The organism is Mesoflavibacter zeaxanthinifaciens subsp. sabulilitoris, from assembly GCF_014191595.1.
Lineage (GTDB): Bacteria > Bacteroidota > Bacteroidia > Flavobacteriales > Flavobacteriaceae > Mesoflavibacter > Mesoflavibacter zeaxanthinifaciens.
The window spans coordinates 50,694-63,027 of sequence record NZ_JACHWV010000001.1; the positions used below are offsets into that span (position 1 = coordinate 50,694).

Annotated in this window: 8 protein-coding genes; 1 reads left to right on the forward strand and 7 read right to left on the reverse strand. The window is 32.7% G+C overall.

Features of this window, described 5'->3' with window-relative positions:
* Positions 1–7: 7 nt before the first annotated feature.
* Complete coding sequence (locus FHS04_RS00250; RefSeq protein WP_106676952.1) at positions 8–1,813, forward strand: glycoside hydrolase family 15 protein; 1,806 nt, start codon at positions 8–10, stop codon at positions 1,811–1,813.
* A 39-nt stretch (positions 1,814–1,852) separates the two neighbouring features.
* On the opposite strand, the gene FHS04_RS00255 is transcribed toward FHS04_RS00250, so the two are convergent.
* The 7 genes from FHS04_RS00255 to FHS04_RS00285 all read right to left on the reverse strand — a co-directional run bounded on the left by FHS04_RS00255 (position 1,853) and on the right by FHS04_RS00285 (position 12,304).
* Positions 1,853–3,184 (reverse strand): M28 family peptidase, encoded by a 1,332-nt coding sequence (locus FHS04_RS00255; protein ID WP_106677039.1) that lies wholly within the window; start codon positions 3,182–3,184, stop codon positions 1,853–1,855.
* 94 nt (positions 3,185–3,278) lie between these two features.
* A complete protein-coding gene (locus FHS04_RS00260; RefSeq protein WP_106676950.1) occupies positions 3,279–5,087 on the reverse strand; it encodes an acyl-CoA dehydrogenase family protein in 1,809 nt (602 codons plus the stop codon).
* Positions 5,088–5,169: 82 nt separating this feature from the next.
* Positions 5,170–6,360, reverse strand: a complete 1,191-nt coding sequence (locus FHS04_RS00265; protein WP_106676948.1) for an acetyl-CoA C-acyltransferase — start codon at positions 6,358–6,360, stop codon at positions 5,170–5,172.
* 72 nt (positions 6,361–6,432) lie between these two features.
* Positions 6,433–8,841, reverse strand: coding sequence for a 3-hydroxyacyl-CoA dehydrogenase/enoyl-CoA hydratase family protein (locus FHS04_RS00270; RefSeq protein WP_106676946.1), 2,409 nt, complete (start codon positions 8,839–8,841; stop codon positions 6,433–6,435).
* Positions 8,842–8,846: 5 nt separating this feature from the next.
* Positions 8,847–9,302 carry a MarR family winged helix-turn-helix transcriptional regulator gene (locus tag FHS04_RS00275; RefSeq protein WP_027878619.1) on the reverse strand — a complete coding sequence of 152 codons (456 nt, stop codon included), beginning with the start codon at positions 9,300–9,302 and terminating at the stop codon, positions 8,847–8,849.
* Between the two features lie 135 nt (positions 9,303–9,437).
* On the reverse strand, positions 9,438–11,207 hold the full coding sequence (locus tag FHS04_RS00280) for an AMP-dependent synthetase/ligase (RefSeq protein WP_106676944.1): 1,770 nt from the start codon (positions 11,205–11,207) through the stop codon (positions 9,438–9,440).
* A gap of 290 nt (positions 11,208–11,497) precedes the next feature.
* Positions 11,498–12,304, reverse strand: coding sequence for a helix-turn-helix domain-containing protein (locus FHS04_RS00285; RefSeq protein ID WP_106676942.1), 807 nt, complete (start codon positions 12,302–12,304; stop codon positions 11,498–11,500).
* Between the last annotated feature and the right edge of the window lie 30 nt (positions 12,305–12,334).

Below are 12,334 nucleotides of genomic sequence, written 5' to 3' on the forward strand. Positions count from 1 at the left end.
AAAAGATTTGGGAAATAATTTAGATTACGGAATTGTAGGAAATTGTAGAAGTGCAGCATTAATATCAAAAACAGGATCTGTAGATTGGTGTTGCTTGCCAGAATTTGATTCGTCATCTGTTTTTGCTAAACTTTTAGATGAAAAAATTGGTGGACATTTTTCTATTAATGTAGATGAAAGTTATACTACTAAACAATTTTACATTGATAAAACAAATATCTTGGTTACTAGATTTAGTAACGGAATTGATGTTTTTGAAGTGCATGATTTTATGCCAAGATTTCATAAGCAAGACGGAACTTATTATTATCCACCAGAATTAGTAAGATATTTTAAACACATTTCAGGTAAACCTACATTTACAGTAGATTATAATCCAAAATTAGAATATGCTAAAGGTAAAACAGAAATTTACGTAAAAGAAGATTTTATAGCTAGCCTAACTCATGGTGAAAAGTTTGATACGCTTTTTTTATACACGTCATTTGATAAAAATGCAATTGTAGATAAAAAAGAAATTACACTTAAAGAAGACGGTTACTTTTTAATAGGTTACAACGAAAAGATTTTTAACCCAACAGTAGAAAGTATTTACTTAGATCACCAACGTACCAAAGTATATTGGTTAAATTGGATAGATAAAACACCAAAATACAATATGTATAATGCACAAATTTTGCGCAGTGCATTAACGTTAAAATTACTATCCTACGATAAATCTGGTGCTGTACTAGCAGCAGCAACTACTTCTTTACCAGAAACAATAGGCGAGGTAAGAAACTGGGATTACCGTTTTTGCTGGATTAGAGATGCTTCTATGGTGATAAAAGTAGTATCACAATTAGGTCATAAAAATATGGCTAAACGCTACTTAAATTTTATTATCGATTTGATTCCTGATAAAGATGAAAAACTGCAAATCATGTATGGAATCAATAAGGAGAAAAAGTTAACCGAGTATAGTTTAGATCATTTAAGTGGTTATAAAGATTCTAAACCTGTGCGTGTTGGTAATGCTGCTTATAAGCAAAAACAAAATGATATTTATGGTATTTTAATGGATGTAATCCATCAGCAATTTGTGTCTTTTTCTTTAGACATAGAAAATACCGAAGAGCTTTGGACCATTACTAAAGGAATTGTTTGGGTAGTAAACAAACACTGGAAAGAACCAGATAAAGGAATTTGGGAATTTAGAGGCGAGGACAGGCATTTTACGTTTTCTAAAGTGTTATGTTGGGTAGCAATAGATCGTGCTATTAAAGTTGCTGAAATATTGAATAAATACCATAAAGCAAATAAGTGGAAAATTATTAAAGATGAAATTAAAAATGACATTATGAGTAATGCTTGGAGTGATACTGCTAATGCATTTACACAAGCTTATGGTGTAGAAGATTTAGATGCGTCTGTATTATTAATGGAACCTTATGGATTTATAGATGCTAAAGACCCAAAATATGTTAGCACAGTTAACGCAATAGAAAGAGAGTTAAGTAACGACGGATTACTTTATAGATATAAAAATAAAGACGATTTTGGTTTACCATCATCATCATTTACAATTTGTACGTTCTGGTTTATAAACAGTTTGTATAAAATAGGCGAGGAGGAAAAAGCTAAAGCTATGTTTGATAAACTATTATCTTACAGTAATCATTTAGGATTGTTTAGTGAGGATATAGACTTTAAAACAAAACGATTGTTAGGTAATTTCCCGCAAGCATATTCTCATTTAGCTTTAATTGAAACAGCGATTAACTTGTCTAATGTAACAACAGATGAAAAAGTAAAAAGTAGTATAGCTAATTAAAAAACAAAAAAAGGACTTCAAATTTGAAGTCCTTTTTTATTATCTAAATACTTTATTAGGAAAAACAACGGGACTTTCAAAACCATCTTTTCCTACCGCAGCAATACCAAAAAAGTAGTTGTCAATAACAATACCTTCTAAAGTAAATTCTGAAACATCACCTACATATCTGCTGTAATCCCAAGTAGGAGATGTTGTGTCTCTCCAATATATTTTATAACCAACAGCGCCATCAACTTTATCCCATTTAAATTTTGCTGAAGGTTCTACAATACCACCAATAGCAACGTTTTTTGGAGTTGGAGGCGCAGAAGCTAAACTAGCCATGTTTATAGCGTTAACGGCAGTTAGTTTTTTAGCATATTCAAAATTAACGTGCTCAATAACATCTCCATATTTAATTCCGTTTTCCTCACGTATATCTTGATGTTGCTGATTGTAGTTTTCATGAGCTTCCATAATTCTAATTCCTGCAAAACCTAAATCGTTAAAGGGTCTGTGATGTCCACCACGACCAAAACGATCTAATCTATAAACCATCATAGGATTCATTTCTGGCATATATGTTTTTACTGTTTTATGTACATATCTTGCTAATTGTCTTGATATACCATCAACTTCACCACCATAAAAGCGTCTAAGCTGTCTTTCTCTTTCAGTTTCGTTTGCAGGAACAGGTTCAGAAAAAATTCTGAAAGTACGATTGTCTATTACTCCATCAACTCCTTTGATATTTCCAATCATATCATTATTTAAGACTCCGATAATCTCCCAATTATTATCCTTGGCATAATTAGCTAAACCACTGCCACCAAAAAGACCTTGTTCTTCACCAGAAAGACCAACGTAAACAATACTACTTTCAAATTGGTAATTTGATAGAACTCTTGCAGCTTCAATGGTTCCAGCCATACCAGACGCATTATCATTTGCTCCTGGAGCGTCTGTGGTAAAGTCCATAGTATCACTAGCTCTAGAGTCTATGTCTCCACTCATTATAATATATCTATTAGGATATTTTGTTCCTTTTTGGATAGCTACAACATTTACAACCCAAGCATCATGTGGTACACGTCGATTCCCTTCTTTAGTCACAAAGTCTTTTTGATAAAATACATCAAGACAGTTATTACAGTTTTTAGAAATTGATTCAAATTCAGACGTTATCCAACGTCTTGCAGCACCAATTCCTCTTGTGTTAGAAATGGTATCACTAAAGGTGTTTCTTGTTCCAAAATTTACTAATGTTTGTATATCTTTTTCTATTCGTTTTGCTGAAACAGAATCGATAATATCATATATTTTTTGACTGGTTTGTCCTAATGAAATGTAAGTAAAGAGAAGTAGAGGTATAATAATTAGTTTTTTCATTTTTCTATTTTTTTCTAAAATACTAAAATAAAAAAGCTGATTCAAATACTTGAACCAGCTTTTTCGAAATTAAAACTAAAACTCACTTAAATTCTTAGAAACAATATTTGTTTTCTTCTTTTATTTTTTCAGCAATTTCATTGCGTAAGTCTACAATGTCTGGGTAGTTTTGGTACTTAGTAAAGCGCTTAAGTCCCATTAACATCATACGTTGCTCATCACCTTCAGCAAAAGAAATAATACTTTCTTTTCCTTTTTTCTCTATAGTTTCTACAGCGTGATATAAGTATAATTTAGACATTGCGATTTGAGCAGATTGAGACTCTTCTCCAAATCGTTTTGCGTTTTTCTCTGTACGTAAAATAGCAGATTCTGCCATGTAGATTTCAATTAAAATATCTGCAGCAGCAACTAGTAATTGTTGGTGTTGCTCTAAATCTGGTCCAAATTTTTGCACCGCAGCACCAGCAACCATTAAGAAGGTTTTCTTAAGTTTTGCAATCATTTCTTTTTCTTCGGAAAAAAGCTCAGTATAATCTTGTGTATCAAAAGAAGGAATACCCATTAATTCTTCTTGAACTTTCATTGCAGGACCTAATAAGTCTACGTGACCTTTCATTGCTTTTTTAACTAACATACCTACAGAAAGCATACGGTTAATTTCGTTTGTTCCTTCGTAGATACGAGCAATACGAGCATCTCTCCAAGCAGCTTCCATTGGTGTTTCTTCAGAGAATCCCATACCTCCAAAAATTTGGATACCTTCATCTGCACAATTTTGTACGTCTTCTGATACTGCTACTTTTAAGATAGAACACTCGATAGCGTATTCTTCTACACCTTTAAGTTCTGCTTCTTGGTGTGAGTTTCCTGCTTCAACACGTAAAGCAATACGATCTTCGATATTTTTTGAAGCTCTGTAAGTTGCAGATTCACCAACATAAGTGTTAGTTGCCATTTCGGCTAACTTAATTTTTATAGCACCAAAGTCTGCAATTGGTGTTTTAAATTGTTTACGCTCGTTAGCATATTGAACAGCTGTAGTTGTGATACGTCTTTGCGAATCTAAACAAGCAGCAGCTAATTTGATACGACCAACGTTTAAGGCATTCATTGCAATTTTAAAACCTTCTCCACGACCAGCTAACATATTTTCTACAGGAACTTCAGTATCATTAAAGAATACTTGACGTGTAGAACTTGCACGGATTCCTAATTTATGTTCTTCTTCACCTAAAGTGATTCCGTTAGGATTGTTTTTATCATATTCTACAATAAAACCTGTGATATTCTTATCGTCTTCAATTCTAGCAAAAACAATCATTAAGTTACAGAAACCAGCGTTAGAAATCCACATTTTCTGTCCGTTGATTTTGTATGTTTTACCATCTGCAGAAAGCTCTGCAGTAGTTTTACCAGAATTTGCATCAGATCCAGCACCAGGTTCTGTTAAACAATACGCTCCAAACCATTCACCAGAAGCTAATTTTGGTACATACTTTTGTTTTTGTTCTTCTGTACCATAAAGTGTAATTGGCATAGTACCAATACCTGTATGCGCACCAAAAGCAGTACTAAAAGATCCAGTACCAGAAGAAATATAGTCACAAGTTAACACTGTAGATACGAAGCCCATTCCCATTCCGCCATAAGCTTCAGGAACAGCAACGCTTAAAAAGCCCATATCTCCAGCTTTACGCATTACTTCTTCTGTTAAAGCATAATCTTTAGCTTCAAAACGAGGTTTGTTAGGTATAATTTCACGGTCATTAAATTCGATAACCGAGTCTTTCATCATTTGTTGTTCTTCTGAAAAATCTTCAGGTGTGAAAATATCTTCACAATTTGTTTCTTTTACTAAGAATTGACCGCCACGTAGGATGTCTTTTTCTGTTTCTGCCATATTTTTATAGATTTTAGTTTTTAGTAATGAGTATTGAGGTTTATAGATGTCTCATTACTCAAATCTCATGTCTTAATTCTAATTAGTTTAAAAATTCAAAAATTCCACAAGCACCTTGACCTGTACCAACGCACATGGTTACAGCACCATATTTACCTTTCATGTCACGTTTACGCATTTCGTCAAATAACTGTACTGAAAGTTTTGCACCTGTACATCCTAATGGATGCCCTAATGCTATTGCACCGCCATTAACATTAATAATGTCTGGATTTAAATCTAACTCTCTAATTACAGCTAATGATTGAGATGCAAAAGCTTCGTTAAGTTCTATTAACTCTAAATCGGATTGTTTTAATCCTGCTTGTTCTAATGCTTTTGGAATAGCTTTAACTGGTCCAATTCCCATAATTCTTGGTTCAACACCAGCAGCAGCGTAATTTACTAATCTTGCAACAGGCTCTAGATTTAATTCTTTAACCATATCTTCACTCATAACCATAACAAATGCAGCACCATCACTCATTTGAGACGAGTTACCAGCGGTTACACTTCCGTTTGCAGCAAATACTGGTCGTAATTTTGCTAAAGCTTCTACATTAGTTCCTTTTCTAGGACCTTCATCTTTTGTTACAGTGTATGTTTTAGTTGCTTTTTTACCGTTTTCATCTAAATAAATTTGCTCTACATCTATAGGAACAATTTGATCTTGAAAACGATCTTCTGCTAAAGCTCTTAAAGCTTTCATATGTGAATTGTAAGCAAATTCATCTTGATCTTGACGAGACACTTTAAATTGGTTAGCAACCGCTTCTGCAGTATTACCCATTCCCCAATAATAATCTTCATGACCATCTTTTACAGTATCGTAATTTAGTTCTGGTTTAAAACCTGTCATTGGTACGCTACTCATACTTTCTGATCCACCAGCTATAATACAATCTGCCATTCCTGCTTGGATTTTTGCAGTTGCAATACCGATAGTTTCTATTCCTGAAGAACAAAAACGGTTAACCGTTACACCAGGAACATCAACACTATTTAACCCAATTAATGAGATAAAACGTGCCATATTTAAACCTTGTGATCCTTCTGGCATTGCGTTACCAACTATAACGTCGTCAATACGTTTTACGTCTAGATTTGGTAATTCTTTCATCATGTGCTGAATCACTTCTGCACCTAACTCGTCTGCTCTTTTAAAACGGAACACGCCTCGTGGTGCTTTACCAACTGCTGTTCTGTATGCTTTTACTATATATGCTTGTTTCATTTTTTCTTTTGATTTTTAGAGCCAAGAATCAAGAATCAAGATGTCTTGTTTCTTGCATCTTGTTTCTTTTTTCTAATTTCTAAGTGGTTTTCCAGTCTTCAACATATGCTGAATTCTTTCTAATGTTTTTCTTTCAGTACAAAGCGATAAAAATGCTTCGCGTTCTAGATCTAATAAATATTGCTCACTTACTTTAGTTGGTTCTGATAAATCACCACCAGCCATTACGTAAGCTAATTTGTTAGCTATTTTTTGATCGTGTTCACTAATGTAGTGGCTTGCTTCCATTGAGTCTGTTCCTACTAAGAACATACCTAATGCTTGTTTCCCAAGTACTTTTATGTCTTTGCGTTTTACAGGTTGCGTGTAGCCTTGATCTGCCATTAATTTAGCTTGTGCTTTAGCTGTAGCAATTTGTCTGTCTTTATTAACAACAACAATATCTTTTCCTTTTTGTAATACACCTAAATCAAATGCTTCGTAAGCTGAAGTTGATACTTTTGCCATACCAATAGTTAAGAAATACTCTTGAAGAGTATTTAACTCGACGTCACCTTTTTTGAAAGTGTCTTGCGCTCTTAAAGCCATTTCTTTAGATCCGCCACCACCTGGAATTACACCAACTCCAAACTCAACTAATCCCATATAAGTTTCTGCAGCAGCAACAACTTTATCTGCATGAAGTGATAACTCACATCCGCCACCAAGCGTCATGCCATGTGGTGCAGAAATAGTAGGAATAGACGAGTAGCGCATGCGCATCATCGTGTCTTGGAAGTATTTGATCGCCATGTTAAGCTCGTCATACTCTTGTTCTGCAGCCATCATAAAAATCATTCCGATGTTTGCACCAACAGAGAAGTTTGCTCCTTGGTTACCAACAACTAAACCAGCAAAATCTTTTTCAGCAATGTCTATTGCTTTGTTTAATCCAGCTAGTACGTCGCCACCAATAGTGTTCATTTTAGATTGGAATTCAACATTTAAAATTCCGTCACCTAAATCTTCAACAACTACACCAGAGTTTTTAAATACCTCGTTAGATTTTCTGATGTTATCTAATATGATAAAGCTATCTTGACCTGGTACTTTTTCTTGAGCTTTCTTATCAATATCGTAGTAATACGTTGCACCATCTTTTACTGTGTAAAACGATGTGTTACCAGATGCAACCATATCATTTACCCAAGCTGCTGGTGTTTTCCCTTCAGCTTTCATAATTTCAAGACCTTTTTCTACACCAATTGCATCCCAAATTTGGAAAGGACCATGTTCCCAACCAAATCCAGCTTTCATAGCATCATCTATCTTATATAATTCGTCTGAAATTTCAGGAATACGATGTGATACGTAAGCAAACATTGCTGCAAAGTTTTTGCGATAAAATTCGCCAGCTTTATCTTTTCCTTTTACTAAAATTGGAAAACGCTCGATGACTTTATCTACAGTTTTTGTTAATTCTAGGGTAGGGAAAGAGGCTCTTTTCTTAGAGCGATAATCTAATGTTTCTAGATCTAACGATAAAATTTCACTTTTACCATTATCTCCTTTTACTTTTTTATAAAATCCTTGTCCTGTCTTGCTTCCTAACCACTTGTTTTCCATCATAGTGTTGATGAAATCTGGTAGTTTGAAAAGTTCATGTGCTTCGTCATCAGGACAGTTGTCGTAAATTCCGTTAGCTACATGTACTAAAGTGTCTAATCCAACAACATCTACCGTACGGAAAGTTGCCGATTTTGGACGACCAATAACAGGACCAGTTAATTTATCAACTTCTTCAATAGTCAAACCTAATTCTTTTACTTGATGAAATAAGGATTGAATACCAAAAATACCAATACGGTTACCAATAAATGCTGGTGTATCTTTAGCTATTACAGATGTTTTTCCTAAAAACTGTTCACCGTAACCGTTTAAGAAATCTAAAACGTCTTGAGATGTTTTAGGTCCAGGAATTACTTCGAATAACTTTAAGTAACGCGCTGGATTAAAGAAGTGCGTTCCGCAAAAATGCTTTTGGAAATCTTCGCTACGTCCTTCGCTCATAAACTTAATAGGAATACCAGATGTATTTGATGTAATTAAAGTACCTGGTGTACGGTGTTGTTCTAGTTTTTCAAATACTTGCTTTTTAATGTCAAGTCTTTCTACAACTACTTCCATAATCCAATCTACATCTGCAACTTTTGCTATATCATCTTCAAGATTACCAGTAGTAATTCTGTTAGCAAAATCTTTGTGATAGATTGGTGATGGTTTAGATTTTAATGATGCAGCTAATGCATTGTTTACAATGCGGTTTCTTACAACCTTGTCTTCTAAAGTTAATCCTTTAGCTTTTTCGGCATCGTTTAATTCTCTTGGTACAATGTCTAATAATAAGACTTCTACACCAATATTGGCAAAATGACAAGCGATACCGCTTCCCATAATTCCTGATCCAATAATGGCTACTTTTTTGATTCTACGTTTACTCATTTTTATTAAATGGTTTCTTTAGTATATATTTTTTTATTAGAAATTAACTCGTTTATAGTGTCTGACACTTCATAGAAATGTTTTAGTTTTTCTTCTGAAACGTGTGCTCTTACAGTTTCATTAAAAACTAAAACACGTTCTTTGGCGTCTTTTCTTTTTTCTTTTCCAAACTCAGTAAGATGAATTAAAACACCACGACCGTCGTTTGGGTTAGGTTTACGTTCTATCAAACCTAATTCTTCCATACGTTTTAATATTCTTGAAAGACTAGTTGCTTCCATGCCCATTATTGGTCCTAAAGAGGTAGAAGGTGTACCGTTTTCTTTATCGATACTTAATAATGTAAACCCTGTAGCCATAGTTGTGTCAAACTTTGCAGCTTCTTCGTTATACATTTTATTTACCGCTAACCAAGTGGTTCTTAGCATGTAATCTATCGTTCTTTCTTTTTTGTTTTGCATTAAAATTCTTTTGAAGGTTTTCAAAGATAGTAAAATTTATTATGCGTGCATAATAAATTTTTAAAAAAGATTATGATATTAACAAAAAAAGCCATCTAAATTTTAGATGGCTTCTTATTTTGTATTAAAAAATGATTAATTATAAATTTTATCGTAGAGATCTTTATAGATATTTTTAATGACGTCTCGTTTCATTTTCATGGTTGGTGTTAATTGTCCACCATCTACAGACCAAACATCTTGTGTAAGTTCAAATCGTTTAATTTGTTCCCATTTTCCGAAACTTTTATTGCAGTTGTCTATTTCTTTTTGGATACGATCTATAACTACTTGTGACGTTGCAATTTCTTTATCTGATTTACCTATATGATTATGTTTTCTATCAATCCAATCTCTTAAAAATTCAAAATTAGGTTGAATAATAGCTGCTGGCATTTTTTCGCCTTCCCCAACGACCATTGCTTGTTCTATAAATCTAGACTGTTTTAGGTCGTTTTCTAAAAGGGTAGGAATGACATATTTTCCTCCAGAGGTTTTAAACATTTCTTTTTTTCGTCCCGTAATTTTTAAGAAACCATCAGGGTCAATTTCACCTTTATCTCCTGTATGAAAATAGTCTCCAGTCATCACGCTAGCTGTTTTTTCTGGATCTTTGTAGTAGCCTTTCATTACGTTTGGTCCTTTAATTAGGATTTCGCCATCTTCTGCTATTTTTACATCTACATTTCTTATCGGTTTACCAACGGTACCAACCTTAAAATGATTTTCTCTGTACATGCCTACAGAAATAACAGGAGATGTTTCTGTTAATCCATATCCTTCCATTACCTTCATGCCTGCAGCACAAAATATACGTGTTAATCTTGGTGATAATGCTGCGCTACCAGATACCATAGTAGTTAACTCGCCACCTAAAGCAGCTCGCCATTTACTAAAGATTAATTTATTAGCTATTTTTAGTTTAAACTCGTACCAAGCACCATTTTTACCGTAAGGTTCCCATTGTTCTCCTAATTCTATAGCCCAATGAAAAAGTCTGCTTTTTATACCGCTTAATTCTGTACCTTTTGCATAGATTTTGTCGTAAACTTTTTCTAGCAATCTAGGTACAACACTCATTAAATTTGGTTTAATATCCTGAGCGTTTTCTGCAATTTTATCTATAGCTTCTGCAAAATAAATACTTGTTCCTGCATATTGATAAATGTAAATTAATACACGTTCAAATACATGACAAATTGGTAAAAAACTTAAAACTTTTGTTTGACCAGTAGAAATTGGTAATCGTGGTATACTATCTAATACGTTACTAGTAATGTTATTATGACTTAACATAACACCTTTTGGCTTACCTGTTGTACCAGAAGTGTATATTATTGTAGCTAAATCATCAGGTGTTACTGCATCTTTTCTAGCTTCAACTTCTGCTTGATTACTATTATCTTTTCCTAAATCAAAAAGTTCTGAATAGTGTTTACAGCCTTCAATATGATCAAAAGAGTAAACGTCTTTAAGTTTAGTTTTGTCTTTAACTTTGTTTATTTTTTCTAAAACTTCTTTATCTGAAACAAAGCAGTATATAGATTCGCTATGATTTAAAACATACTCGTAATCTTCTGCAGATATAGTTGGATATATAGGAATATTTTGCGCACCAAGTTGTAATACGCCTATATCTACAATATTCCATTCTGTTCTGTTTGTAGAAGAAATTACTGCAATTTTATCGTTTTTATTTACACCTAATCTTAATAAAGCTCTACTTAAAGCATTAGCTTTATCTATATATTCTTTGGTTGAAGTTGCTTCCCATGTACCATTTTTTTTGGTAACTAAAGCAGCTTCTAGGTTGTGTTTTTCAAGTTGATAATAAGGAAAATCGAAAAGTCGGGTTACTTCAATCATTATATTTAAATGAATTAAGGGGAATGCAAATTATGAAAAAATGATTTAAGGTTAACAAAAATTATTAAAATTTAAATAAAGCTTTCATTTTTTTGCCAAAAAAGGAGCTGTAATTAAACAGCTCCTTGCTAACTGATTGATAGCTTAAAATGATACTTTTAATATATTTATTTAATAACTAACTATTTTTAAATGAATCCCTTAACTTTCATTTAAATTAAACAAATAGTACCATTTGATAGCTAAAGTATTGAATTTATAATGAAACAGGATGTAAATTATCGTAAAAATTAAATTGTTAAATATTTTCTTATTAAAAAATTATCTCTTTTAACGTATTCTGAAGGTTTTATTTTCATAAAAAGCTTAAAGTCACGATTAAAATGAGATAAATCATAATAATTATAAAATTCTAAAGCTTGATTAAAATCAATTTTATTACTCTCGTAAGCTTTCATTAAATGCCAAAACCTATAGAGTTTAATGTATTTTAAAGGTGTTAAGCCAACTATTTTTTTAAATTGAATCTCTAGATTTTTTTGTGATATAGTAAGAAATTCTAAAAGTTCATCTACAGTAATTCTACCTTTTTTTTGATGAATCAAATCTACTGCAATATCAACATAATTAACATTCTTATTATCAATTTTGGGCAAGTCATACATTAAACTTTCAAAGTCTAAAGCAATTTCTTTAGCTGTTTTATCAGGATTAAACAACGGATTTATTTGTTCATAAAATTCATTACAAAACTCTGATAATGGAATGTGAGAATCTGTTATAGAAGACATTTGTTTCCCTAATACCTTATGTAGCGTGGTAGCGCTAAAATTAGCAACAAAAACTCTAACAGGTTTTTTAGGTATAAACTGATAGGATCGGTAAGATTGACCTGATATAACAAGTCCTTTGTTAAAAAAGGACTTATTATTAATTTTAATTTCATGTTTTACATCAGAGAAGAAATAGATAATATGACTTTGAGCTGTAGGCAATAAATCTACTACGTAAGGAAAGTCATTTTCTTCAATTTGTACCTCAATAAAAGAGCCAATAAGCTTGTTAGGCCTATGGCAATAAATTCTTTCAAACTTCATTTATAATACTTTACACACTATTAAGTGAGT

Bases quoted from the DNA above. Each gene is read 5' to 3' on its own strand.
- FHS04_RS00255 (WP_106677039.1), bottom strand. From the start codon at position 3,184: ATGAAAAAACTAATTATTATACCTCTACTTCTCTTTACTTACATTTCA.
- FHS04_RS00275 (WP_027878619.1), bottom strand. From the start codon at position 9,302: ATGCAAAACAAAAAAGAAAGAACGATAGATTACATGCTAAGAACCACT.
- FHS04_RS00285 (WP_106676942.1), bottom strand. From the start codon at position 12,304: ATGAAGTTTGAAAGAATTTATTGCCATAGGCCTAACAAGCTTATTGGC.
- FHS04_RS00280 (WP_106676944.1), bottom strand. From the start codon at position 11,207: ATGATTGAAGTAACCCGACTTTTCGATTTTCCTTATTATCAACTTGAA.
- FHS04_RS00260 (WP_106676950.1), bottom strand. From the start codon at position 5,087: ATGGCAGAAACAGAAAAAGACATCCTACGTGGCGGTCAATTCTTAGTA.
- FHS04_RS00270 (WP_106676946.1), bottom strand. From the start codon at position 8,841: ATGAGTAAACGTAGAATCAAAAAAGTAGCCATTATTGGATCAGGAATT.
- FHS04_RS00265 (WP_106676948.1), bottom strand. From the start codon at position 6,360: ATGAAACAAGCATATATAGTAAAAGCATACAGAACAGCAGTTGGTAAA.